The organism is Vibrio quintilis, assembly GCF_024529975.1.
Classification (GTDB): Bacteria; Pseudomonadota; Gammaproteobacteria; order Enterobacterales; family Vibrionaceae; genus Vibrio; species Vibrio quintilis.
In genome coordinates this window covers 3,493,337-3,519,828 of the sequence record NZ_AP024897.1, presented here as the reverse complement: position 1 = coordinate 3,519,828, position 26,492 = coordinate 3,493,337, and the positions used below count along the sequence as shown (strand labels likewise).

Sequence of the window (26,492 nt, the reverse complement as noted above, 5' to 3'; positions counted from 1 at the left end):
ATGGTGGTTTCTCTGGCTGTGATAGTGTGCTATCAGTTTTATAAAATCAGCTTTTCATCATGTTCAATCAGAATTTTTATACCGGTTTGCCTCATCACCGGACAGCATGAAAAGCGTTCACAGTGGAGAGTATTATGAAGCCGAATATGCGGTTAAACCCTTGTCGGGTTTTACTTTTAGGTGTTCTTTTTGCCGGTTTACCGGCTTATTCAACGACAACAACAACTGACTCAACAGATGATTCCTCACAAAGTACACCACCGGGACCACCTCCGGGCGGTGAAGAAACCAGTACCACGACACAGGTTTCAGCAACGGAAGGAAACTGGTCATTTGATGTCATTACCACAACCACCGGTGATACCAAAACAGTGACAAGCACGCTGACTTACTATGCTGGTAAATCCGATAGTGTTGTGATTGTTCCCAGCGTATTAGGCGGTGCTCCGGTGACTAAAATTGCGTCTCAGGCATTTGGTCACCACAGCGAAATCGCGGCGGTTTATGTTCCTGATTCCGTGACTGTTGTATCAGATTGGGCATTCTATGACTTAAATGCTGCCGCGATTATCTCTTTTGCAAATCCGGACGTGAGTATTGACGATGCAGCATTTCAGAGTAGCGGTAATGCGGCGCTCTATCTGCCGGTATCAACCACGCAAACCTCTGCCGGGGGTAAATCTGTGGTCACATCCGGCATTGAAGCGATATCCGTGACACTGACTAATTCGACTGCAGCGGCAATTGCCGGTGGGAATTATCTGAATGTGACCAGTCCTTCTGGCTATGAGCTGACTACTTCAGCGATTACAGAGATTGCTGAAAGTGCCAGTCACGACGATGACGATGTTGCGGTTGACGGAAGTTCTGTGACTTTCAGTGGTGACGATTATGTTGCAGAGGCACAGGTCGTTGAAATCTATTCCGGGTTTGAAAGTACAGTCACAGAAGCTGAACTGAGCAAGACATTCCGTTCTCTGACAGCTTCTGGTGCTGAAACACTGAATGCAGCGATTGCCGCCGATTCATCTTACAGTGAAGTGAAAAGTAAGCTGCAGTTTGCCAAAGGCTATTATCTGAATGGTAATCCGGTCACCGTAGATGATGCAGCAGTTGCGTATGATGTGAAAACCGGTGAATCAGTCTCTGCTGACAGCACGACAGGGCTGTTCCCGTCAACCGGCAGCGGTTACTATAAGTATGTCACTTATCGCGATACAGATTCTGATGGTGATATTGATACGCTCTATTACTCGCCTTATGTCATTTCTTATGCTTACAACGCGACCTCAATCGTCAGTGATAATGACAACCTGAACGGATTGAGTGCCCGTGATATTCTGAACCCGGTTTATCTTTCTTTTGCGAATGCTGTCGTGAAAGCTGACGGCGAAAGTGACACCGTGTCTAAAACGGTTCTCTTTGCTGACACGGATAAAGACGGTGAACCACTGGAAGCCGCGATTAATGAAGAGCGCAGTATCTTGTGGGCGACGAACTATGGTTCGATTGCCGTGGACGAATTACATGCCAATTCCAGCGCCAGTGGTAACTGGGCAAAAATGTCTTATGAGAGCGGCCTGAGCACTTATAACAATGAAATTGTGATGGAATGGGGCATGAATGCGCTGTTGTATGCGACCAACGGTGGCTCAATTACGGTCGGCAGCCTGACCGGACCAAGAAGTACCTTAAGTGCAATCGGTGATGGTGCGAACGGTATTATTGCCGGTGCGTCTGGTACGGATACAGAAACCGGTTCTGCGCCGTCGGAAACATCTTCTGTCAAATTATACAATGCAGATCTGAATCTTCAGGGCTGGAATAACCATGCCGCAGACGTTGTTTATGGTGGTTATGCTTATCTGGAAGATGTGAATGCAATTACCGGTATTTACGGCAGTTATGCCGTTGGTCAGGCTTCTGCGCTTGCCAATGACTTTGGTAATGGTGTGGTTGAAGTGAAAAACTTCCATACCCGCGTTTATGGTAACCGTTCTGCCGGTGCATATGTGATTGGCGGCGGTATCATTACGGCTGAAAATTCATCATTCGTTTCCCGTATGGATGCCGGTGTCGTATCAGCTTCCGGTGGTACATTCAACATGAAGAACAGCCAGATATCCGGCCAGATTGGTTTCAGAAACCGGGGCGGTATCAACAGTTCATCGACCTCAACATTTACCAATGTATCGTTTGAAGCAACGAATAACTCGTTTGGTTATGTGACTGGTGATACAGCGGCGGAAGCAGTAGCAGCCTGGAAGACAGCAAGCGGCGGTGCTGAACTGATGCATTACATGATGAGCGATCCTGAAATGACTATCGGACAGTTGTGCGACAACTATGATGTCACTGATGAGGCACAGAGTGAACTATTACAGACTTTGAGCAAGCTGGCAGGACGTCATTATACTTCAGAAACGCTGGTTCGCAGCAGTGTGCTGGATAACACTTACTACAACTACTCCGCAGGAAAATATACCGGCAACACAGATTTTTCTGATGTGCCTTACCTGACTGTGGGCAGCAGCTATGGTGGTTTAACCAGCGCTGTGTTTGAATTTGAAGCGTCAGGAATTAACCTTGAACTGAACCAGTGTAAAGCAGAGAACCTGAACCGGAAAGATTACCGTTATCTGGTCTCATCAGAGGCGGGTTCCAGCCCTGTGATCACGTTTAATCAGTCCAGAGTTTCTGGTGTGGTCTGGAATGAAGGCGATGTCACCCGTGCTGTGGAAGGGCGTTCATCTGCACGTACATCTGCTATGAGCGTGACGTTCAACAGCACTATGTTTACCGGTTCTTTTGCCGATGGTTCTAACGGCTTGTGGGATGTTGAATCACTGTCTTATACCGATGGCAGCGGCAATGATTCCAGCCTGAATGGTAACTATTATGGTGCCACGGCTAACTGGGGAATCACGGCTTCATTTGATGCTTCTTCTTCATGGCAGATTCAGCATGACTCCTATCTGGGTAAGCTGACACTGGCTGACAGCGCGACAATTCAGGCACCGGTTGGTTATACCGTGAAAATGACGGTGAACGGTGAAGAAACTGAAATTGAAGCAGGGACTTACAGCGGTGAAGTGGTGCTGAAACTTATTCAGGAATAATAATATTTGGATCCTTCTTTAGACTTTGTTCAGGGGTGTGCGAGCCCCTGAACTTTTTTATCACCTTTCTTATTCTGAACCTTCTTATGTTGCAGCAAACTTAATATTTTTTGTGTATACCCATATATGGGTATAACTGTTATTCATGTTTGTTTCTCCGGACTGTTTCCTTGATTTCGAATCTGTATATATATACAGTATTTTTACTGTGTGCCGCTGAATATGAACAGGAGATAAATTCATGATTATCGATCACATCGGTATGGGTGTTGCCGATTATGAGGCAAGTAAAGCATTTTACCTGAAGTCACTGGAACCTTTAGGGATCAGTTTAGTGACAGAGATTTATGGCTGGGCAGGCTTTGGAAAAGAGAATAAGGCTGAATTCTGGATTGGAACCGGTGACGTGGTTCAGCATCCGATGCATATTGCATTTCTTGCTGATTCCCGTGAAGACGTTGATCGGTTTTATCAGGCTGCAATATCAGCAGGGGCAGCAGATAATGGTCAGCCTGGCATCAGGGAGAGATATCATGCAAATTATTACGGGGCTTTTGTGATTGATCCGGATGGGCATAATATTGAGGCTGTCTGCCACAAAGCCATTAACCAATAACCAATAACCAATAACCAATAACCAATAACCATTTTATCGCGGGTTGATTCATTGACGAAAGCCGTGGATAAAAAAATCCCTCATCTGAATATGAGGGACTTTTGTGTCAGATCGACAGAATAGCGGGGTTATTTCAGCTTGAACTGATTGATCATATTCATGAGTCCGGTATTCACCTGCTCAATATCATCGGTCTGTTTGACCGTGTTTTCACCATTTTGATTCAGCTGACTGACCATGTCATTAATCGCATTCATGTTACGGCTGATTTCCTGTGACACACTGCTTTGCTCTTCTGCAGCGGTTGCAATCTGCATGCTGAGTTCAGTGATGCCGGAGACCTGACTGGTCAGAGAAGTAATACTGTTGCTGACCTCTTCCGTGCTGTCAGAAGTTTCCTGACAGGTGACCTTGGTGGCATTCATCGCATCGACAACCTGAGCATTTCTTGATTGCAGGCGGTTGAGCGCCTGTTCAATTTCTTCGGTGCTGGACTGGGTTCTGCTGGCCAGTGCCCGGACTTCATCGGCGACTACGGCAAAACCGCGTCCCTGTTCTCCGGCCCTTGCAGCTTCAATGGCAGCATTGAGTGCCAGCAGATTGGTTTGTTCAGCGATGTCACCAATGACGGTCAGAACGGCATTGATATCTTTGGTTTCTTCACTCATTGCCAGCAGACTGTTGGCTGTGGTATCTACTTCATCAACCAGACTGATGACTTTTCCTTTTCCTTCGTCCATGACCATGAGTGCATTACTGCCAATGGTTGCCGCTTCTTTGGTGAACTGAGCCGCTTCTCCGGCATTTTGTGCGACGGAGTCAGCGGTGGCGCTCATCTCTTCAATGGCGGTGACAACCTGTTCCGTTTCCTGCATGTGCTGGTACAGAATGGATGCATTATCTTCAGACTGATGTTTCAGCCGGGAAATATTATCTTTCAGGCTGAGGGTGGCGCTATGAATATCCAGCATCATGTTTTGCAGGCTGGCAATAAACTTGTTCACTCCGTCTGCCATCTGTCCCAAATCGTCTTCGGTTGTGACCTCAAGGCGCTGGGTTAAATCGCCATTGCCCTGACTCAGCCCGACAATGGTTTTTTTCAGGGCCAGAATCGGACGATACAGGAAGTTAAGCACCAGCAGGGTGATGAGAATACTGAGCACAACATAGATAGCCGTCAGGGCCATTGCTTTGTACTTCATCTCATTTAACTTGCTGAAGATCACGTCTTTATCCAGACCAATCAGCATATACCAGTTTTTATCACCGTATTTAATTCGCTGGGAAAACATGACCTTATCAACATTATTGAGATTGTAGTCGACAACGACATGATCGCTTTGAGTCAGTTTGCCAACCAGGGTTGACAGATCCCGGTTATTTGCCAGTTTCTCGCCTACACTGACTGCCTGAGAGGTGGTTGCCAGAATGGTGGAGTTTTCTGTAACGATAAGTGCCACGACACCATCGAGCTGAATTTGAGAAACCGTGTCTGATAAAATTGTCAGAGGAATATCGGCCAGGATGACGGTGCCGTTTTTGGCCTGTTGGCCGATGCTGACCATCAGTTCACCGGTCGTGGCATCTTTATACGGATCGGTGAAGATAGCACCGGAGGTTTTCATTGCATCCTGATACCAGCCGCGTTTTCGCGGGTCGTAATTGGGCGGATTTTTACCGTCTACCCAGTTGCTGTTAGCAAATGAGGCATAGGCATCGCCATTGGCAAGGCCGACGGTCAGGGCCGGGATATGCGCAGACAGTGCCGCAACCCGCATACGTTCTGCGTGATTGCTGTTGTATTGATGCGCTTTGTAATCATCAGCAATGTTGACTACTGAGTCTGTTTTGGACTTGATATAACCCGATACTTTTTGTGCTTCCAGAGAGACCCGCTCTTCCATGCCTTTATAAATCGAGTCGCTGAAAATATCACTGGCACGGAGGTAAGACAGATAGTTGGATGAACCGACAGTTAATGTCACGATAGTAATAATGGAGAGCAAAAGTGTTTTTTTGAAACCGAAATTCATCATAAAGATCCTCTGTTTACGATTCGGTACAATATAAGACGTGTATATACCAGTAAATTTTGAAGGTAAATGACGAAATAGTCATTTATTTTTTCGGTTTATTACCAATAATTAGTCTTGTGCCTCAAGAACTTTGATTCTTTTTGCAGCTCGCATTGATTAGCATATGATATATCACAGATTATTGTCTCTGGTTTTGAAAGAAACTTTCTTACAGGGGATGTTTGCAGGAAAAAAACTGGCGGAATTCTTCATTCCGCCAGTGGCAGAGACCTGTTACTGAAGCTTAAACTGGTTGATGATATTGATGAGTCCGGTGTTTACCTGCTCAATATCATCGGTCTGTTTGACCGTGTTTTCACCATTTTGATTCAGCTGACTGACCATGTCATTAATCGCACTCATGTTGCGGCTGATTTCCTGTGACACACTGCTTTGCTCTTCTGCAGCGGTTGCAATCTGCATGCTGAGTTCAGTGATGCCGGAGACCTGACTGGTCAGAGAAGTAATGCTGTTGCTGACCTCTTCCGTACTGTCAGAGGTTTCCTGGCAGGTGGCTTTGGTCGCATTCATTGAATCCACGACCTGCGTATTCCGTGAAAGCAGGCGGTTCAGGGCCTGTTCAATTTCTTCGGTGCTGGACTGGGTTCTGCTGGCCAGTGCCCGGACTTCATCGGCGACTACGGCAAAACCGCGTCCCTGCTCTCCGGCCCTTGCAGCTTCAATGGCAGCATTGAGTGCCAGCAGGTTAGTTTGTTCAGCGATGTCACCAATGACGGTCAGAACGGCATTGATATCTTTGGTTTCTTCACTCATTGCCAGCAGACTGCTGGCGGTCGAATCGACTTCATCCACCAGGCTGATGACTTTATTTTTACCCGTTTCCATGATGGTCTGCGCATCGTTGCCGATTGTTGCTGCCTCTTTGGTATATTGCGCGGCTTCACCGGCATTTTGAGCGACAGAATCTGCAGTGGCACTCATTTCTTCAATGGCGGTGACAACCTGTTCGGTTTCCTGCATATGCTGATTCAGAATCGCGGCATTATCCTCTGACTGCACCTTCAGACCAGAGATGTTGTCTTTCAGGCTGAGGGTTGAGGCTTGAATGTCCAGCATCATGTTTTGCAGGCTGCCGATAAACTGGTTGACGCCATCGGCTATCTGACCCAGATCATCGTCGGTATTGATATCCAGCCGTTGTGTGAGATCCCCATTACCCTGAGACAGCCCCGAGATGGTTTTTTTCAGTGCCAGAATCGGGCGATAGAGGTAGTTCAGCACCAGCAAGGTGATGATTATACTCAGTACAATATAGATACTTGTCAGCATGAATGCTTTGTATTTCATTTCATTGATTTTACCGAACACAACATCTTTATCCAGACCAATCAGCATATACCAGTTCTTATCGCCGTATTTAATCCGCTGAGAGAACATCACTTTGTCAACACCGTTTAACACATAGTCTTCCACTGATTGTTGATGTGTTGTCAGCGATCTGGCAGTTCTGGCGAGATCCGGATAATTGGTCATTTTGGTGCCGGCTTTGGCAACGGCTGAGGTACTGGCAAGAATGGTTGAATCTTCAGTGGTGATGAGCGCCACGACACCTTTGAGGCGAATTTCTTTGACGGTTTCAGAAAGAACGCTTAACGGAATGTCAGCAAGGACAACCGTTCCCTGACCTGCATGCTGGCCAACGCTGACCATCGGCTGACCGGTTGCTGCATCCATATAGGGGTCGGTAAGTACCGGACTGGTGCTGTTGACTGCATCCTGATACCAGCTTCGTTTTCTTGGGTCAAAATCCGGTGGGTTTTTGCCATCTATCCATTTGGGATTGTTAAATGAAGCGTAAGTGTCTCCGGTGGCGAAGCTGACAGTCAGTGTCGGGATATGTGCCGCCGCTGCGCCAATCTGCATCCGCTGCGCATGATTTTCCGTGTACCTGTTTTCCCGGTATTTACCGGCAATATTGGTGACAGCGCTGGTTTTTGACCTGATGTAAGTGGAAACTTTCTGCGCCTCCAGCGCAACCCGTTCTTCCATGCCTTTGTAAATCGACTCCCTGAATATGTCACTGGCCCGCAGGTAAGACAGATAGTTGGATGAACCAACAGTTAAAGCCACAATGGCAATAATAGAAAACAAGAGTGTTTTCTTAAACCCGAAATTTAGCATGAGAAACCTCTTAAAAATAATTCGGTCGATGGTATTGCAGAATATTTACTTGTCATATGACTTATTATGTTGGCCGGTGAATATCTTGTTGTATTCAACAGGCCCTGATGATTGCTATACAGGTATAGCCGCCCAAATTTACAGTATGGAATTCACGATGGGAATGATTTAAATCTTATATTTTCCCGATCTAAATAGATGCAGGTAAAGTACGGTGTTTTATATGTAGAAAATGATAGATAAACTGAGTAAAAACAGAGAATTGATTATTTTGTAAATAATTGTAAAAATGAGTAAATTTGAGTGGGTTTGTCCAATTTACGTGCAGTTTATGGCTGGGTTTTAATCATGATGGAAGAAGATGCCCGGAAAATCCGGTGAGATACAAAGGTATCTCACCGGAGTGCAGGTTATTGTAGTTTAAATTTTCCGACGATATCAGCCAGATTGGTATTGACCTGATTAATATTTTCTGTCTGTTTCAGCCCTTCTTCGCCATTTTTATTGAGCTGGTTAACAATATCGTTAATTGCGGTCATATTGCGGCTGATTTCCTGCGAAACGCTGCTTTGCTCTTCTGCGGCAGTGGCAATCTGAATCGTCAGTTCTGTAATCCCGGAGACCTGTTCCGTCAGAGAATTGATGCTGTCACTGACCTGATCCGTTGTTTCAGAGGTTTCCTGACAGGCCGATTTGGTGCCGTTCATCGCATCGACGACCTGTGTATTCCGGGATAGTAAACGGTTGAGCGCCTGTTCTATCTCTTCGGTACTGGACTGGGTTCTGCTGGCTAACGCCCGGACTTCATCCGCCACGACGGCAAATCCACGCCCCTGTTCACCGGCTCTGGCTGCTTCAATGGCGGCATTCAGGGCCAGCAAGTTGGTTTGTTCAGCAATGTCTCCGATGACGTTCAGCACAGTGCTGATGTCTTTGGTTTCGTCACTCATTGCCTGCAGGCTGCTGGCTGTGGTGTCAACATCATCGACCAGATTGGTCACCCTGGTTTTTGCTTCATCAACGTTGGACAGAGCACCGTTTCCTATACCAGCTGCTTCCTTAGTAAACTGAGCAGCATCACTGGCGTTCTGGGCGACAGAGTCCGCAGTAGCACTCATCTCTTCAATCGCAGTCACAATTTGTTCGGTTTCCTGAACATGATGATTCAGTATCGAAGAATTGTCTTCAGACTGAAGTTTCAGTTTGGCGATGTTGTCTTTCAGCGTAAAGGTTGCTGCCTGAATATCGAGCATCATACTTTGCAGGCTGGCGATAAATTTATTAATGCCATCAGCTATTTGTCCCAAATCATCATTGGATTCCACATCAAGGCGATGGGTTAAATCGCCATTCCCCTGGCTCAGCCCGATGATTGTTTTTTTCAGGGCTAAGATCGGCCGGTACAGGAAATTGAGGACCAGCAGGGTCACAATGATACTGAGAACGACATAAACAACAGTCAGAATGAGTGACTTATTTCTCATTTCATTCAACTGGCTGAATACAACATCGTTATCCAGGCCGATCATCATGTACCAGTCTTTATCGCCGTATTTGATTCTTTGTGAGAACATGACTTTATCCACGCCGTCCAGAGTATAGTCCTGAATTGTGTTTTCATTGTTTTTCACCCCCCGGGCGATATGCACCAGCGACGGATAGTCGGTGACCTTCTTCCCGGTTTGTACCACGGGAGATGAGCTGGCAAGTACCGTAGAATCATCCGTCATGATTAAGGCTACAGCCCCTTTGATTTGGATCTGTGACACGGTTTCAGACAGCACGGTTAAGGGAATATCGGCCAGAATCACAGTGCCATTGCTGGCATGCTGACCGATACTGACCATGAGTTCCCCGGTGGTAGCGTCATTGTAAGGATCAGTAAATATCGGGCCGGATGAACGCATGGCATCCTGATACCAGCCTCTTTTTCTCGGATCATAGTTGGGCGGATTTTTACCTTTGACCCAGATATTATTTTCGAAAGAGGCAAAGGCATCACCATTAGCAAAGCCTGCGGTCAATGTCGGGATTAACGCTGAAATTGCACCCACCCGCATCCGTTCGGCATGGTTGCTGGTGTAACGATACTTCCGGTAATCATCGGCAAGATTGACGACAGCTTTGGTTTTTGCCGTGATGTAATCTGATACCGTTTTACCTTCAAGGGTGACGCGTTGTTCAACACCTTCATAAATTGTATCGTGAAGAATATCGCTGGCCCGCAGATATGACAGATAATTGGATGAGCCAACCGTAAGCGTGACAATTGCTATCACGGATAACAGCAATGCTGTCTTGAAACCGAAGTTCAGCATAGAGAGTCCCCTATAAATTATTCATCTAAAGAATGTATTTCATCTTCTTATTAAAATTAGTTGATAATTAATGAAATGGTCACTTAATTTGGTGTTTCAGGTTTAATTTTGGGTTTTTATACCCAAACAACCTGCATCTTCAGGTTGCTTGGGTATATGATGAAATGTCGACGAATGATATCCGGCAGAATAGCGGATGATTTTCTGGTTGGATTCAGCGGAGTTAATGTCCGGAGATAAACAGGCGTTCACCGGTACAACGGGTGAACGATGAATCTGAACAGATCACGCGGGTAGTATCGTTTCAGGTTGTTTGGGTATACCGGGATTCTTATTATACAGGGATACATATCCCGGATACTTACACCCGGATACTTACACCCGGAAATTCCCAACCTGAGCATCCAGGCCGTTATACAGTGTGGATATCTGACCTGCATGTTGTTGAATCAGCTCAGAGATATCCTGAACGGTTGTGGTCTGATCTTTGAGGGAAGCCAGATTGTGATTGATGTCATCCGCGACGCCTGACTGTTTCTGAGTCGCTAAAGCGGTTTGTTCGGCCATCGCCTGCACTTTATTAAATGATTCGCTCAAAATGTGGAAAACCCGGGTGACTTCATCAAAATTTGATGCGGTTGTTTCTGCATTACGTTTGCTTTCCCTGATTGCGGCAGAAGATTGACTCACATTTCTTCTCAGACCTTCAATCATCGTTTCTATTTCATTGGTACTGTCCTGCGTTTTTGTTGCCAGGACTCTGACTTCATCCGCGACGACGGCAAATCCGCGTCCCTGTTCTCCGGCTCTGGCAGCTTCAATGGCCGCATTCAATGCCAGCAGGTTGGTTTGATCGGCTATATTCCGAATGACTTCCAGAACTGAAGCGATAAGTTCTGAGCTTTTTTCAAGCTCATCAGCCTGGGTCAACGCATTTTCTATACCGCATACCAGCTGGATAATTGCCTCATGTGAGGCATCGACCGCAGCGATCCCCTGGCGGGTCATTGTGGTTGAGTTTTCTGCTTCCGACGCCGTATCACTTGCGACTTCAGCCATTTGCTGGTTGGACATCGTCATTTCCTGCCCCGCACTGACGATTGATTCGGAGGCGGAGACCAGCGTATGGGTGATATTTCCGGTCTTTTCTGAGGCGTGATTCAGTTCCCCGGTCATACTGCCAAGTTCGTGAGACTGTTGCTGAATACTGTTGATAATAGTCCGCAGCCGTTCAACAAAATTATCAAATTCGTTGGCAAGATCTCCCAGTTCATCTTTCGCTGTGGACTGTATTTTCTGGGTCAGATCGCCATCACCTAATGCTATTTCCCTGATCCGATTTACCATATCTTCAACATCCCGGGTGAGCTTTCTGGGCACCAGATAACCAAATATCATGGCCACTAAAAATGCGCCGGCAATCACCACCATCGCATTATTCTGGTAGCGGGCAGATTTCTCATCCATCTGTTTTTCCATGACTCTGGAATGAGCGCGGATATTTTCTCCGGCTTTGTCGAGCATCTTGCGTATTTCCTCAAATTTGATAGCGGATAACCGGACTTCCTGAGATTGCGGGGCAGGAGCCTGATTTGTTGCCGGACCGGATTGTGACAGTGAAGCCAGGATTTTGCGGCTCTCCTGCAGCCATTCATTGTAAAGGGTGTCAAATTCAGCATAGGGAGAAGTCAGCTCCGGTTCTGTCGTGAGGTGGCTGAGATAGTTATGAAATCGTTGCAAAACCTGACTGGCATTGGTTTCAAATTCCGCTTTGTAAGTTGTCAGATTTGCAGGCTGGCTGAATATCTTCTGCTGGGCAAGGCGTGCCTGATACATATCTCTGTCTGCATTGAGGATCTCAGTGATCGCTTCTACATAGCGGACGATATCTTTTGCTGTGGTTGCCGGGTTTTGTTCTGACTGACGGGCGTACATTCTTAAGTTTTCCCCGGCTTTGTCGAGCATCTGTCGTATCTTTCTGAACTGACTCTCCAGTACCGGATAAGGTTGCGGGGTTAACTCACTGGCGACATATTGTAATGAATTTCTGCTGGCACGGAGCCAGTCCTGATAGCGGATATCAAATGATTCAAACGGAGAGAGTAACTCAGCCGGTTGATCTTTCAGATGAAGCCTGAACTGTTGAAAACGATCAATGACCTGCTGTGCGTTTTCCTCAAAATCTGCTTTGTTCTGCTGTGGGTTTCCTTCTCCTGTGAGTAATTTTTCCTGAGCCAGACGGGCCTGATAAATATCCCGGTCAGCATTGAGTACTTCAGATAAAGCTTCAAAATAATGCTCCGTTTGCATCCGTAATGATTCTTTCTGCATGCTGGTCATAAACATCATAAAAGCAAGCAATCCTGCAAGAATGACAGCGAGGAATATAATCGGAAACATGACTTTTACTTGTATTGAGTGAATACGCATCATTTTTAATTTCTTATATTTGCCAACTGTAATAATGAGTCTAGAAGTGAGCAACAGGTAGCGCAAATTCAATCATTAAGATCTCACCGGGATTGGGCGTAAAGCTATTGAGTCATCTGTTTTCAGCATGAGGTGGGGTTTTTATCGATAATGGCTGATGAACCTGTGCGTCACCAGGTTCAGGACATTTTTCTATGTCTGAAGGGATAGAAAGTTACTTTTTTTTCTTTTTATACATTAACTTATCCGCTTCACACAATAGTGATTCTATCGTTTCATGCCGATATGGTTCAACGGAGATAATGCCTTCACAAAAAGTCATCTCATAACCGCGATTTGCCTCCTGATTATGCCGGTTAACCTGGATGCGGAATCTGTCGATCGCGGTTTGTGCATCTGTTTGAGCGATGCCGGTCATGAATACGACAAATTCATCTCCGCCAATCCGGGCGATAATGTCTGATTCCCTGAAGCTTTGTTGCATCAGTTGGGCGAATATTTGCAGCGCTTTATCGCCTTCAGCATGACCAAACTGGTCATTAATCGGCTTAAACTGATTCAGGTCGATATAAGCGAGAGAAAAGGGTCTGTTTTCCCGTTGGCAGTAAGACGATGCTTTTTGTGCCAGAGAGATAAAACCGCGCCGGTTCTGGATTTGGGTGAGTTCGTCAATGCTGGCAATGTGGGACGCTGAAAATTCACGTTCGGCAAGATGGGCGAGATCGATTAAATCATTCAGTTCTGCCTGAGTGATATGTTTTGGTTTTTGGTCAATGATGCAAAGCGTACCAAGATGGCAGGTGCCATTTTTACAGTCCTGATAATGAAGCGGTACCCCGGCATAGAAACGAATATGCGGTGCATCTGTTACCAGTGGATTGTCTGAAAAGCGGGGATCTTTTGAGGCATCCGGCACCACAAATGGTTTGTTTTCCAGAATGGCGTGACCACAAAAAGAAATATCGCGGGATGTTTCTGATGCATCCAGACCAATACAGGATTTAAACCATTGGCGATTTTCGTCAACAAGGCTGACAAGTGCGATGGGGACATCGAACAGTCTTCTGGCCAGACGTGTTATACGGTCAAACCTTTCTTCCGGAGCAGTATCCAGTACATCCAGACGCTGTAGCGCGGAGAGTCTGTCGTCTTCATTATCAGGTTGCTTTGGTACGAGCATATCAGTTGGCTTATTGAGTGAACACATTTAAAAAATAGCATAGAAATGAAGCAATACTGGCTTGCAAAGACAAGGATTTTAAGGTGACTAATGAGATAGATTGCATAATTGTGGTGGTGTTTTTATCAATAGCAGACTGGTTTTTCTGATGATATTCCTAAGGATATTCATCCGGTTTCAATTAGCTGTCGTATTCAGTTTGATAAAGGCATAAGATATAAAAATCTCATTTGAGAATAGTGATGTATTTCAGTGCGAGATCACAGTCTATGTTGTTCCAGACAGAATCAAATTCAGTTACTCATGCCAGACGGCTCCTCATTGACAGAGACGCTCAGAGGTCTTCGGGAGTGTATCTGGAAAAAATGATCCGCCTGCTGGTATGTCTGCTCATGCTGGCAGTGGTGATTGCCTTTTTCTTTCCCAAGCGCCTGTATATTCACTATGACAACCCTGAGTTTCCGGTTGTGGTGGAACTCAGTAATTATGATCAGACGAAAAATAAGATTCTTTTGTCTGATGGGGTTGGGATGATGGTGATTAAGCGGCCTCTGGTTGAAACGATTTTCTCAAAAGATCAGAATGCGATGATTCACTGGTCTTATGCCAGCAATCAGGCCTGGATTGGTCATCTGGATATTATTGGTCACTCCGGCCAGCCTTACCTGCCGGATGTGTGCCGTCTGGATATCTATCTGGATCAGCAGGCGCATTTTATCCGTTATGAAACAAAAGATTTCTGGTTTCTGAACTTCTGCTGGTGAATCGTGAGCATGTTTTCGTTCACGGGCTGAAGACACGCACTTGTTGCAACGTCGCTTAGCAAAAGATTTAAAAAAGAGGTAAAAAGCAGCCCTTGTCAACAGAAATACGAAACAAGGGCCATTCAATGTTTTCAGGACTTTCACAGGAGTCTTCGTTTAATCATCATGAATGGACATGACCGGAAAACGTGACTGTTTCACCGACGGGGTAGTGTGTCATTATCAACCCATTCCCCCGGCTCACATGATTATCTTAGCGGCTATGCTGATGATTTCAGTATCACTTTGGTATCAGTTGCGTGCTGACGCAAAGACCAGCAACTGACATCCTGCCATGTACAGGGATGACTGCTGATGAACTGAACACGACATGCATCTGTTGGTGTGAACACGCTGGATGTCATGACATACCGGCCATCGTTGATAAAGATCTCCAGAGATGCGTTATCAGCCAATAACTGAACGCTGACGTCCTGTTTATCCGGCCACGGGATTTCACGCAGTGTGTCGCCATCCTGAGGCAGGGCATGGCTGCGATCCAGCATGATACGCTGGTTATCTGCATCCAGAATCAGATCACAATAGTATTCACCGTTATCCATTAAGCGCAATGTTATCTGTCCCTGTTGCGGCCAGCGGAAACGGGTTTGCAGCTCAAAGCATTTTGACGTCAAAGACACCACTTCCCGGCTGGATACACCAGAAAACCGGATGATTTTCTCTGCGCCCCGTAACTGTTGCAGCTCTCTGGCCGGTTGTTGATAAAGCTGGCCGTTTTGATAAGTCAGCTCCCGGATACAGGTCAGCTGGTGAAGCCAGCCTTCCTGAGTCGAAGGTCGCCTGGTTTCATCCGGCATGCCCATCCAGCCGATTAATAACCGGCGGCCATCTGCTGCCTGTGTTGTCTGCGGTGCGTAGAAATCGAACCCATGATCCAGATGTCTGAATTCCCGGAGCGAGAGGTTATCTTCAGCATCGAGTGTCGCTTTCACATAGCCGCAGTGATGCGGAATGGTGTAAAACTGACTGTGAGATGTAATCCCCTGCGGGCAGAGCATCGAGAAAAGCTGCCCGTCTGCTTCAAACAGATCCGGGCATTCCCACATATAGCCGAAGTGTCCGTCATTCAGCGTTTCTCCGTATAGCCCGCAGTATTGCCAGTCCCGTAAATCTTTTGAGCGGTAAAGTGCCAGACGGGCTCTGAGTGTACCGTCCGGTGTTTCTTCCTGAGCGCCCAGTAACATGATCCAGTGATCATGATGGCGGAAGATCTTCGGATCCCGGAAATGCGGTGTAACACCTGGCGGCAGTTCGTCAATTAACGGACCGTGCTTGGTAAAGTGAATCCCATCAGCGGAGGTTGCGAGGCATTGTGTACTGAGCCGGTCCCGCTGCTCTCCAATCCGGACATTGCCGGTGTAGATAATCACCAGTTCATCCTGCTGGCTGACAGCATGGCCGGAGTAGACGCCGTGACTGTCAAACCAGTCAGAGGTACAAAGGGCGACAGGGTGTGATGTCCAGTTGACTAAATCCGGACTGGTGTAGTGAACCCAGCAGCGATCTTTATGCTTTCCTGAAAATTGATAGAGGCCGTGAAACAGATGATATTCGCCCTGATGAAAGGTAAATCCGTTCGGGTCATTTAACATGCCCTGCACCGGAGCAATGTGCCATTGCGGACGGAAACAGGCAGGTTCTGTGACTCTCAGGGCAGAGATTTGCTGGCGGATGCTCTCATCAATGATGTCGCTGAAATACTGCCATTCGTCGGCTGTCAGGGGGACTTCCTGCTTCCAGGTTATCTGCGAAAGAGCTGGATTAAACGGAAGTGAAGCGACTTGCTCTGTTCTGAGTGAGGGATCGCCTAATTCGATAATCACTGTCTCGCTGACTTTGAGTGCCCGGCGCAGGTTATCCCGGCCACCACAGGCTGCTATTAATTCGTCTGGTGTCATATTGAATCCTTATCTACCGCGATATGCGATGTCTGGGTATATCAGATCTGGATAGCCTGAAATCATAGACCTCCGGTGCAGAGAAAAATAGCGTATCGTATGGATCCGGTCTGATCAGAACGAAAAACTGTGAAGTGGGTGGAACCGGGAATCAGCCTGGCAGGTCGTACTGAATTTTATGCCGTAAATAAACCAGATGACTACCAGTAAATCTGACCGGTGATTTATGTTTGAAACCGTCCTGAGTTTTCGATTTATTCAGTTTGCTCAATGTGATACGTTGGATCTGTCCGGACAGTTTTTTATGTTTTACCTGTTATGAAACCTGAATTTGCGAAGATTGCCGGCTGGTTGCTCTTCGGAAGTCTCGTGCTTTCGATAGTATCAGCATTTACCCATCTCAGTTCCTTCTGGGCAGGTGTACCTGTCTGGGTGGCTGCCTTTCTGTTGTTACCATTTGCCAAACCAAATCAGAAAAAACAGGTCATCGTCTTGTTGGTGATTGGTTCATTGTGTCTGATGTTTGGTGTCTTTCACGGGATTGATTCGCGATATTTACTGGTGGCTCTGGAAGCGAATCAAAAAGTTGTCAATATGCTGATTGCGGTCGGTTTTTTAAAAATATGTACCGGTTCAGGTGCGGCAGATAGCCGCACATTACCTAAGGGACGGCGGGCATTACTGCGCACATTACTTGGTGCGCATTTATTTGGCTCAGTATTGAATATGTCGTCTGTGATTATTGTCGGAGACCGGCTGGCCAGACAACAACAAATTACACCGGTGCAGGGGTTATTGCTGCTCAGGGCGTTTTGTATTTGTGCCTTCTGGTCCCCTTTTTTTGCTGCAATGGGTCTGACACTGGTGAGTGCGCCCGGTTCTCAGTTGAGTACGCTGGTTTTATACGGCATACCAGTCAGTCTGGCCGGGATCGCCGTGAGTGCCTGGGAAATCCTCAGACAACCGGCAGCAAAAGAACTTCATGGTTATCCGATGGCGTGGGATTCTCTGTGGATGCCCTGTTTTCTGGCGCTGGTGGTAATCTTTGCCCATGAGTATTTTTCATCATTAAGTGTGTTAACGCTGGTTTCAGTGACAACGGTTTCTTTCACCGCCTTGTGGCTGATTCTGAATCAGGGCATACAGCAGGGAAGCCAGAAGATGATTCAGCATATCGAATCAGGCATTGCCGGTTCAGGTGGTGAAGTGGTGCTGTTTGCTGCGGCTGCACTTTTGGCAGCAGGGGTCGCCGGTGTGCTGACTTCTCTGGATTTACACCTGGCTCCGGCTCATTTTGGTTACCTTGAGGCCAGTATAACCCTGTTGATTCTGGTTGCTCTGGCCATGACGGGAATGCATCCTGTCACCAGTGTGGTATTGGCGGGCAGTGTTCTCGCGCCCACGGTGTCTGATCCGAATCTGCTTGGGCTGACATTATTAATGGGGTGGTCGCTGGGGATTAGTTTGTCACCATTTTCCGGTGTTCAGCTCAGTATTCAGTCCCGCTATGAGATTAGTGCCGGGACGTTGCTGAAGCTGAACTGGCGTTATGCTTTAGTCATGTATGTTGTGTGTTTTATGCTGCTGTGGTTTTATTGCAGATGATAGTTTTATTACAGATGATAGTTTTATTACAGGTGTGGTTTTATTATCGGTGATGATGAAAAGGTTATTGTCATTTCAATATGGCTGACGGGAGCCTGAAACTCCCGCCGGGTCTGAAGATTAAAGGGTGTCATTGTATTCAATTAATATCTGCTCACACCAGGTTGCCAGTCTTTCATCGGTGAGGTCATATTGAGAATCTTCATCCAGTGCCAGTCCTACAAAGTGGCTGCCATCTTCTGTCAGAGCTTTCGATGCTTCAAATTCGTAGCCCTGATTCGGCCAGTATCCCAGAAAAGTGACACCACAACTTCTCAGTTCATCGTGCAGTAATCCCATCGCGTCAAGATACCATTCGCCATAGCCTTCCTGATCGCCCAGCCCGTATAGAGCGATAAATTTTCCGTGTAGATTTAACTGCTGAATCTGATTCCAGACGGAATTCCAGTCTTCCTGAATTTCACCGAAATCCCAGGTTGAAATCCCGAGGATCAGGAAGTCATAATCTTCCATTTGGGTGAGTGGTGTATCTTTAACATTATAAATATCAACTAAATCTTCTCCGAGGATGGCCCGGATTTTTTCAGCTGTCATTTCTGTATAGCAGGTTGTGGAACCGTAGAAGAGGCCAATTTTCATGAGGTTATATACTGTTTAAAAGTTTGTCAGATTCTAACGTTATCTATCAAGAGGCTCAAGATAAGTTGGACTGCGTCTATAATTTTCAAAAACTTTACCGTTTAATCATCTGTAATCTGTGTGTTTCTGTGTTATTTAATGAAGCACGTTAAAATATTAAGTATGGGATATGGGTGTGTCAGATTCTTATACCGACGATCAGCATCGGGTAGAGCGGTTTTTAGATGCGATGTGGATGGAGCGGGGACTGTCAGATAATACACTGGTTTCGTACAGAAATGATCTGCTGAAGTTATTAGGCTGGATGAAAGAGCAAAAACACCAGCTGGAATCAGTTGGTGTTTCTGACTTACAGGAATATCAGGCCTGGCTGGTGGATCAAATGTATAAACAGACGTCACGGGCCAGAATGTTGTCTGCCATTCGTCGTTTGTTCCAGTATTTGTACCGGGAGAAGTTCCGCCCGGATGATCCCAGTGCTTTACTGGTAGCGCCAAAACTGCCAAAAAGATTACCAAAAGATTTAAGTGAGGCTCAGGTTGAAGCGTTACTGAATGCGCCTGATACCAGTGAACCGCTGGAGCTGCGGGATAAAGCCATGCTGGAGTTACTTTATGCAACCGGGTTGCGCGTCACAGAACTTGTCAGCCTGACCATGGAAAATTTGAGTTTGCGGCAAGGTGTTGTTCGTGTCATGGGGAAAGGTGGCAAAGAAAGATTGGTTCCGGTCGGAGAAAATGCAATCGAGTGGATCGAAGTATTTTTGCAAAAAGGACGGGGCGTCTTACTTGGTGATCACTCCTCTGATGTTGTGTTTCCCAGTCGCAGGGCGAAACAAATGACCCGCCAGACATTCTGGCACCGGATTAAACATTATGCGGTCATCGCCGGGATTGATGCAGAAAAACTGTCGCCGCACGTGCTAAGGCATGCATTTGCAACACATTTACTGAACTATGGTGCAGATCTAAGAGTCGTACAGATGTTGCTCGGACATAGTGACTTATCGACAACACAAATTTATACTCATGTGGCCACTGAAAGATTGAAACAATTACATAGTGAGCACCATCCAAGGGCTTAAAAAATAAGGTGAAATATGATGCGCGTTATACGTATCCCCCAGTTAATGATTTTATGTTGTACTCTTTTTTCTGTTTTCTCTTACGCTTCGGTGTCTTTCGATAAGCAGGAAATTACCAAACGTTTTGAGAAAATCGGTCTGAAAGTGCATAACGTTGCGCCTTCTCAGGACATTGATGGCCTGCTAGAGGTCAGTACGTCAAATGGCACACTTTTCTCAACACCAGACGGTAAGTTGTTTGTTGCCGGAACATTGTTTAGATTACATGATGATGGCAAATATGAAGATGTGATTGCCAAACGTCTTGCGCCACAGCATGCGAAAAGACTCGAAGCGTTGAAAGATCAGATGATCGTATTTAAGGCGAAAGATGAAAAGTATGCTGTCACTGTCTTTACAGATATTACCTGTGGGTACTGTGTACGATTACATAGCCAGTTGAAAGAATATAACGATTTAGGCATTACGATTCGTTATCTGGCATTCCCTCGTCAGGGCGCAACAGGACCGGTCGCTGACCACATGGCTGCCATCTGGTGTGCTGATGATCCGCAGAAAGCATTAGAAGATGCCAAGCTGAATCGTAAACAGGTTGACGCGGGCAAAGACATTGGTAAATGTAAGACAATGATTAGTAACCATTATGAGCTTGGTAAAGAGCTGGGTGTGAAAGGTACGCCTGCAATCTTTTTACCAAATGGTGTCATGGTGGGTGGATATCTTCCTCCAAAAGCATTGCTAAAACGGTTAGAATCTCTCTAATCACGCTAGTTCAGCTCCTTAATTCAGAGGCCCGGCGTATGCCGGGCTTTTTAACGATATGATTGAAATAAAAAGAAGACCTCAACCCGATATTTCTCTGTTGCCGGAAACCATTCCTCCCATTTTACGCCGTCTTTATGTTGGCCGGGGTATCCATGATGCCAGTCAGCTGGAAAAGAGTGCCCGGGCGCTGCACAGCTATCAGCTTTTCAAAGGCATGGATGTGGCGGTTGAAATTTTATATCAGGCTGTGGTGAATCAGCGTCGCATCATTATTGTGGGTGACTTTGATGCCGATGGTGCGACCAGTACCGCACTATCTGTGCTGGCACTCAGAATGTTGGGGAGCAACAATGTTGATTATCTGGTCCCTAACCGGTTTGATGATGGCTATGGACTAAGCCCTGAAGTGGTTGTGCAGGCCATTGACATGGGGGCTGAAATTATCATGACCGTGGATAACGGTGTGTCTTCTCTGGAAGGTGTCCGTTATGCCAAAGAGCAAGGTTTGCAGGTAATTGTCACTGATCACCATTTACCGGGTGAGACGCTTCCGGATGCGGATGCTATGGTCAACCCGAACTTACCGGATTGTGGATTTCCCTCTAAGGCATTAGCCGGTGTCGGTGTTGCTTTCTATATGATGATGGCGCTTTGCGTTTATATGAGGAAGCAGAACTGGTTTGCGCAGGCTGGTCTGGCGGAACCGAAGCTGATGACTCTGCTGGATTTGGTTGCGCTGGGTACCGTGGCGGATGTGGTGCCGCTTGATGATAATAACCGGGTGCTGGTTTATCAGGGGTTGCAGCGGATCAGAGCCGGTCAGACCCGTCCGGGGATTCAGGCTTTGATTGAAGTCTCGAACCGGGATCCCCGGAATCTGGTGGCATCCGATTTTGGTTTTGCACTGGGGCCGAGAATCAATGCAGCCGGGCGGCTGGATGATATGTCGTTCGGGGTTGAGTTGCTGCTTTGTAATAATATCTATGCAGCCCGAAGAATGGCGAGTGAGCTTGATGGCCTGAATCAGACCCGTAAAGAAATTGAATCCGGCATGAAGCAAGAGGCGTTAGCATTTTGTGAGCGTTTGAAACTGGGGGAAGGTGCGGCATTACCGTTCGGGATTGCATTGTTTCAGCGTGACTGGCATCAGGGGGTGATTGGTATTTTAGCGTCCCGGATTAAAGATACGTATCATCGTCCTGTGATCGCATTTGCCGATGCGGGAGAAGGGATTATGAAAGGTTCTTGCCGCTCTGTTCCCGGATTACACATGCGCGATGCTCTGGACTTAATTGATACAACATCTCCGGATTTGATACTAAAGTTTGGCGGTCATGCGATGGCTGCCGGTTTATCGATTCGTGAGCGCGATTTTGAGCGTTTTGCGGCCCGTTTTGATGAGGTTGTCCATGATCTGCTGGATGAATCTGCGCTGAAAGGTGTTTTACTTTCTGACGGAGAGTTGTTGCCTGAAGAGTTATCTATGCATACCGCAGAGATTTTACGCTCCGGTGGACCATGGGGACAGGCATTCCCCGAACCTTTGTTTGATGGCGAATTCCGGGTGCTGAGTCAGAAGCTGGTCGGCGAGAAACACCTGAAACTGATGCTGGAGCCGTTGCACAAAGGTATGCCAGGCCATCAAATGGTTGATGCAATTGCATTTAATGTTGATCTGCGTCGCTGGCCGGATCTTTCAGTCAAAAAAGTGCACATTGCCTACAAACTTGATATCAACATCTTCAGGGGAAATCAGTCGTTACAGCTTTTGATTGACCATATTGAAGCCAGGAGCAATGGTGTATAAGCATTGTTCTCAGGGTGTCTGTGAGTGTTTTTTAACCAGATTAATCTAACGGATTCAGGTGGTTGTCAGTGAGAGTGAATGAGCCAAAGGGTTTCGTTTGCTCTCTTTTTATTGTTTATTTTATTCTTACATTCTGCTCATATAAGTATATTTATTGTAAAAAATGATTGATTCAATGTAGGAAGATATCTATTTATTTTTGTCAATATCGAGTAATTTCCTCACATTTTCTGGTGTTTTCTCTTTCACTTTCCGTTGTTTCCTTATTTAACAAGTACATTTCTTTTCATATCATCCGTTTTGCCTGTCATTAACTTAAATTTAATATTTCACGCCCCGAATGTTAATGAGTTGTTGCTTGCGGGGTGGTTCTATGATTTTGGTCAAATTTTTATCTGGACAAAGAAGTTTTGAATATGTTAATTTCTTCGACGACTTAAAATTGGTATTACCAATTAACTAAAAAATAATGAATATAAAAACAAAAGAACTATTACTATGGCATATCAAAGGATTCGTCAGCCGAAACTTGCCGATGTGATTGAACAGGAACTTGAACGTTTGATTGTCGAAGGAACGCTCGCGCCCGGACAACAGTTACCTCCTGAGCGTGAACTTGCCCGACAATTCGATGTATCCCGTCCATCGGTACGTGAAGCGATACAGAGACTCGAAGCAAAACGACTGCTGAGCCGGCGTCATGGCGGCGGAACTTTCGTTACCGAAAACATATGGACGAGCTTTTCTGATCCTTTGATGGAATTATTATCCAGTCACTCTGAAACTCAGTTAGATTTATTAGAAGCCCGCCATGCGATGGAAGGGATTTCAGCTTATTTCGCCGCGCTGCGCGGCACTGAAGAAGACTTTGAGCGTATTCAGGCCTGTCTCGTAAAAATTCATGAAAAACAGAACGAAAATAATATTGAAGCCGAGTCTGCCTGCGTTGTCGAATTTTTAGTCACGCTCACTGAAGCCTCACATAATGTCGTTTTGCTGCATATTGTCCGAAGCCTCGCATCATTGCTTGAGCAGAACGTACTACAGAATTTAAAACTATTACACCACCGCCCTGAAGTGGTGGACAAAGTAAGTAAGCATCGGGCCAGTATTGTGGATGCTATTGTTGCCGGAGAGCCGGAAAAGGCTCGGGAAATGTCGCATTCACACCTTGCCTATATTGAAGAAACACTGTTGGATTTAACGCGGGAACAAACGCGTCGTGAACGTTCATTGCGTCGGATTCAGCAGGGTAACGAGTCCTGATTGACTTGTTATTGTTTGTTTTTAGATCAAACCAACAAAAGGAAAGATCGCATGTCTGACATGAAGCATGACGTAGATGCACTGGAAACTCAGGAGTGGCTGGAAGCTCTTGAGTCTGTTGTCCGTGAAGAAGGCGTAGAGCGTGCTCAGTATTTGCTTGAGCAGGTTTTAGAAAAAGCGCGTCTGGATGGTGTAGATATGCCTACGGGTATGACCACCAATTATCTCAATACTATTCCTGCTGATCAGGAACCTGCTTATCCCGGTGATACAACACTTGAACGTCGCATTCGTTCGATTATCCGTTGGAACGCAATTATGATCGTGCTTCGTGCATCGAAGAAAGATCTTGAGCTTGGTGGCCATATGGCTTCATTCCAGTCATCTGCTGCTTTTTATGAAACATGCTTTAACCACTTCTTCCGCGCGCCGAATGAAAAAGACGGCGGCGATCTGGTTTATTATCAGGGACATATTTCACCAGGAATTTATTCCCGTGCCTTTGTGGAAGGTCGCTTAACTGCAGATCAACTGGACAATTTCCGTCAGGAAGTGGATGGCAAAGGGATTCCTTCTTATCCTCACCCGAAACTGATGCCTGAATTCTGGCAGTTCCCGACTGTATCTATGGGTCTTGGCCCAATTGCTTCTATTTATCAGGCGCGTTTCCTGAAATATCTTGCTGGTCGTGGTTTGAAAGATACATCAGAACAGCGGGTTTATGCTTTCCTGGGTGATGGTGAAATGGATGAACCGGAATCACGTGGTGCGATTTCTTTTGCTGCCCGTGAAAAACTGGACAACCTGTGTTTCGTGATTAACTGTAACCTGCAGCGTCTGGATGGCCCGGTTATGGGTAACGGTAAAATCATTCAGGAACTGGAAGGTCTGTTTAAAGGTGCAGGCTGGAACGTTGTGAAAGTTGTCTGGGGAAGTAACTGGGATGCGCTTCTGGCGAAAGATACATCCGGTAAACTGCTTCAGCTGATGAACGAAACTATCGATGGTGACTATCAGACATTCAAATCGAAAGATGGTGCTTACGTTCGTGAACACTTCTTCGGTAAATATCCTGAAACTGCCGCTTTAGTTGCAGATATGACCGATGATGAGATTTTTGCCCTGAAACGTGGTGGTCACGATAGCTCTAAACTGTTTGCTGCATTCAAAAATGCACAGGACACGAATGGCCGTCCAACTGTGATTCTGGCGAAAACAGTCAAAGGCTATGGCATGGGTGATGCCGCTGAAGGTAAAAACATTGCGCACCAGGTGAAGAAAATGGACATGACGCATGTGCTTCAGGTTCGTGATCGTCTTGGCCTTCAGGATCTGATCTCTGATGAAGATGTGAAAAAGCTGCCTTATCTTGAGCTGGAAGAAGGCTCTAAAGAATATGAATACCTGCATGCGCGCCGTAAAGCATTGCATGGGTATACGCCGGTTCGTCTGCCAAACTTCTCTGAAGAACTGAAAGTTCCTGCACTGGAAGACTTTAAACCGTTGCTGGAAGAGCAGAAGCGTGACATTTCATCCACGATGGCATTTGTCCGGACACTGAATATTCTGCTGAAAGACAAAGGTATTGGTAAGAATATCGTACCAATCATTGCCGATGAAGCGCGTACATTCGGTATGGAAGGTTTGTTCCGTCAGATCGGTATTTATAACCCGCATGGTCAGGAATATACTCCGGAAGATCGCAGTGTGGTCTCTTACTATAAAGAAGATACAGGCGGTCAGGTTCTTCAGGAAGGGATTAACGAACTGGGTGCGATGTCATCGTGGGTTGCTGCTGCAACATCGTACAGCACCAATGATCTGCCAATGATTCCTTTCTACATCTATTACTCTATGTTTGGTTTCCAGCGTATTGGTGATATGGCGTGGATGGCTGGTGATCAGCAAGCCCGCGGATTCCTGCTGGGTGGTACTGCCGGACGGACAACACTGAATGGTGAAGGTCTGCAGCACGAAGATGGCCACAGCCACATTCAGGCGGGTACGATTCCAAACTGTATTTCTTACGATCCAACATTTGCTTACGAAGTTGCAGTGATCATTCAGGACGGTATCCGTCGTATGTATGGTGAACAGGAAAATGTTTATTACTACCTGACACTGATGAATGAGAACTATGCAATGCCAGCGATGCCGGAAGGTGCCGAAGAAGGTATCCGTAAAGGGATTTACAAGCTGGAAACTTATGCTGGTAAAAAAGGCAAAGTTCAGCTGATGAGCTCAGGCACAATTATGAATGAAGTACGTAAAGCTGCTGCCATTCTGAGTGATGAGTATGGCATCGCATCTGATGTCTTCTCTGTGACATCGTTCAATGAGCTGGCCCGTGAAGGTCAGGCATGTGAGCGTGACAATATGCTTCATCCTGAAGCTGAAGCGAAAGTACCTTACATTTCAACTGTTCTTGGTTCTGAACCTGCAATCGCAGCAACAGATTACATGAAAAACTACGCGGAACAGGTTCGTGCTTATGTTCCTGCTGAGTCTTATAAAGTACTGGGTACAGATGGTTTTGGTCGTTCAGACAGCCGCGATAACCTGCGCCGTCACTTTGAAGTGAATGCCGGCTATGTTGTTGTTGCTGCACTGACTGAACTGGCTAAACGCGGTGATATTGAGAAATCTGTTGTTGCGCAGGCAATTCAGAAATTTGATATCGACACTGACAAAACAAACCCACTGTATGCTTAATATAAGGTAGGA

At 46.3% G+C, this 26,492-nt stretch carries 16 protein-coding genes; 9 read left to right on the top strand and 7 right to left on the bottom strand.

Annotated elements, in window-relative coordinates:
• Positions 1-134 precede the first annotated feature (134 nt).
• Both OC443_RS16065 and OC443_RS16060 read left to right on the top strand, forming a co-directional pair.
• Positions 135-3,119: a hypothetical protein gene (locus OC443_RS16065; RefSeq protein ID WP_073583029.1), complete on the top strand. Its 2,985-nt coding sequence runs from the start codon at positions 135-137 to the stop codon at positions 3,117-3,119.
• A gap of 241 nt (positions 3,120-3,360) precedes the next feature.
• Positions 3,361-3,735, top strand: coding sequence for a VOC family protein (locus tag OC443_RS16060; protein WP_143169317.1), 375 nt, complete (start codon positions 3,361-3,363; stop codon positions 3,733-3,735).
• 128 nt (positions 3,736-3,863) lie between these two features.
• Here OC443_RS16060 and OC443_RS16055 read toward each other — a convergent pair whose 3' ends face one another.
• The 5 genes from OC443_RS16055 to OC443_RS16035 all read right to left on the bottom strand — a co-directional run bounded on the left by OC443_RS16055 (position 3,864) and on the right by OC443_RS16035 (position 13,880).
• Positions 3,864-5,771, bottom strand: coding sequence for a methyl-accepting chemotaxis protein (locus tag OC443_RS16055; RefSeq protein ID WP_073583027.1), 1,908 nt, complete (start codon positions 5,769-5,771; stop codon positions 3,864-3,866).
• A gap of 273 nt (positions 5,772-6,044) precedes the next feature.
• Entirely contained in the window at positions 6,045-7,952 is a 1,908-nt protein-coding gene (locus OC443_RS16050; protein ID WP_073583025.1) for a methyl-accepting chemotaxis protein, read from the bottom strand.
• Between the two features lie 410 nt (positions 7,953-8,362).
• A complete protein-coding gene (locus tag OC443_RS16045; protein ID WP_073583023.1) occupies positions 8,363-10,270 on the bottom strand; it encodes a methyl-accepting chemotaxis protein in 1,908 nt (635 codons plus the stop codon).
• Positions 10,271-10,645: 375 nt separating this feature from the next.
• A complete protein-coding gene (locus tag OC443_RS16040) occupies positions 10,646-12,670 on the bottom strand; it encodes a methyl-accepting chemotaxis protein (protein ID WP_200796922.1) in 2,025 nt (674 codons plus the stop codon).
• 244 nt (positions 12,671-12,914) lie between these two features.
• Positions 12,915-13,880 carry a GGDEF domain-containing protein gene (locus tag OC443_RS16035; protein WP_073583021.1) on the bottom strand — a complete coding sequence of 322 codons (966 nt, stop codon included), beginning with the start codon at positions 13,878-13,880 and terminating at the stop codon, positions 12,915-12,917.
• Between the two features lie 350 nt (positions 13,881-14,230).
• Here OC443_RS16035 and OC443_RS16030 point away from each other — a divergent pair, with 350 nt between their 5' ends.
• Positions 14,231-14,644 (top strand): hypothetical protein, encoded by a 414-nt coding sequence (locus OC443_RS16030; protein WP_073583019.1) that lies wholly within the window; start codon positions 14,231-14,233, stop codon positions 14,642-14,644.
• Positions 14,645-14,904: 260 nt separating this feature from the next.
• Here OC443_RS16030 and OC443_RS16025 read toward each other — a convergent pair whose 3' ends face one another.
• On the bottom strand, positions 14,905-16,602 hold the full coding sequence (locus OC443_RS16025; RefSeq protein ID WP_073583017.1) for a glycoside hydrolase family 32 protein: 1,698 nt from the start codon (positions 16,600-16,602) through the stop codon (positions 14,905-14,907).
• 369 nt (positions 16,603-16,971) lie between these two features.
• On the opposite strand from OC443_RS16025, the gene OC443_RS16020 reads away from it, so the two are divergent.
• On the top strand, positions 16,972-18,207 hold the full coding sequence (locus OC443_RS16020) for a hypothetical protein (protein ID WP_234976378.1): 1,236 nt from the start codon (positions 16,972-16,974) through the stop codon (positions 18,205-18,207).
• 120 nt (positions 18,208-18,327) lie between these two features.
• Here the strand turns inward: OC443_RS16020 and fldB are convergent, their stop codons facing one another.
• Positions 18,328-18,846: a flavodoxin FldB gene (fldB, locus tag OC443_RS16015; RefSeq protein WP_073583013.1), complete on the bottom strand. Its 519-nt coding sequence runs from the start codon at positions 18,844-18,846 to the stop codon at positions 18,328-18,330.
• Positions 18,847-19,021: 175 nt separating this feature from the next.
• On the opposite strand from fldB, the gene xerD reads away from it, so the two are divergent.
• The 5 genes from xerD to aceE all read left to right on the top strand — a co-directional run bounded on the left by xerD (position 19,022) and on the right by aceE (position 26,480).
• Positions 19,022-19,930, top strand: a complete 909-nt coding sequence (xerD, locus tag OC443_RS16010; RefSeq protein ID WP_073583231.1) for a site-specific tyrosine recombinase XerD — start codon at positions 19,022-19,024, stop codon at positions 19,928-19,930.
• 18 nt (positions 19,931-19,948) lie between these two features.
• A complete protein-coding gene (gene dsbC / locus OC443_RS16005; protein WP_073583011.1) occupies positions 19,949-20,692 on the top strand; it encodes a bifunctional protein-disulfide isomerase/oxidoreductase DsbC in 744 nt (247 codons plus the stop codon).
• 58 nt (positions 20,693-20,750) lie between these two features.
• Complete coding sequence (recJ, locus tag OC443_RS16000; protein WP_073583009.1) at positions 20,751-22,502, top strand: single-stranded-DNA-specific exonuclease RecJ; 1,752 nt, start codon at positions 20,751-20,753, stop codon at positions 22,500-22,502.
• Between the two features lie 498 nt (positions 22,503-23,000).
• Positions 23,001-23,768 (top strand): pyruvate dehydrogenase complex transcriptional repressor PdhR, encoded by a 768-nt coding sequence (gene pdhR / locus OC443_RS15995; RefSeq protein WP_073583007.1) that lies wholly within the window; start codon positions 23,001-23,003, stop codon positions 23,766-23,768.
• A gap of 51 nt (positions 23,769-23,819) precedes the next feature.
• Positions 23,820-26,480 carry a pyruvate dehydrogenase (acetyl-transferring), homodimeric type gene (gene aceE / locus OC443_RS15990; RefSeq protein ID WP_073583005.1) on the top strand — a complete coding sequence of 887 codons (2,661 nt, stop codon included), beginning with the start codon at positions 23,820-23,822 and terminating at the stop codon, positions 26,478-26,480.
• Positions 26,481-26,492 lie beyond the last annotated feature (12 nt).

Coding starts and splice junctions, on each gene's coding strand:
- OC443_RS16065 (WP_073583029.1), top strand. CDS start 135: ATGAAGCCGAATATGCGGTTAAACCCTTGTCGGGTTTTACTTTTAGGT.
- OC443_RS16060 (WP_143169317.1), top strand. CDS start 3,361: ATGATTATCGATCACATCGGTATGGGTGTTGCCGATTATGAGGCAAGT.
- OC443_RS16055 (WP_073583027.1), bottom strand. CDS start 5,771: ATGATGAATTTCGGTTTCAAAAAAACACTTTTGCTCTCCATTATTACT.
- OC443_RS16050 (WP_073583025.1), bottom strand. CDS start 7,952: ATGCTAAATTTCGGGTTTAAGAAAACACTCTTGTTTTCTATTATTGCC.
- OC443_RS16045 (WP_073583023.1), bottom strand. CDS start 10,270: ATGCTGAACTTCGGTTTCAAGACAGCATTGCTGTTATCCGTGATAGCA.
- OC443_RS16040 (WP_200796922.1), bottom strand. CDS start 12,670: ATGTTTCCGATTATATTCCTCGCTGTCATTCTTGCAGGATTGCTTGCT.
- OC443_RS16035 (WP_073583021.1), bottom strand. CDS start 13,880: ATGCTCGTACCAAAGCAACCTGATAATGAAGACGACAGACTCTCCGCG.
- OC443_RS16025 (WP_073583017.1), bottom strand. CDS start 16,602: ATGACACCAGACGAATTAATAGCAGCCTGTGGTGGCCGGGATAACCTG.
- fldB (WP_073583013.1), bottom strand. CDS start 18,846: ATGAAAATTGGCCTCTTCTACGGTTCCACAACCTGCTATACAGAAATG.
- dsbC (WP_073583011.1), top strand. CDS start 19,949: ATGCGCGTTATACGTATCCCCCAGTTAATGATTTTATGTTGTACTCTT.
- recJ (WP_073583009.1), top strand. CDS start 20,751: ATGATTGAAATAAAAAGAAGACCTCAACCCGATATTTCTCTGTTGCCG.
- pdhR (WP_073583007.1), top strand. CDS start 23,001: ATGGCATATCAAAGGATTCGTCAGCCGAAACTTGCCGATGTGATTGAA.
- aceE (WP_073583005.1), top strand. CDS start 23,820: ATGTCTGACATGAAGCATGACGTAGATGCACTGGAAACTCAGGAGTGG.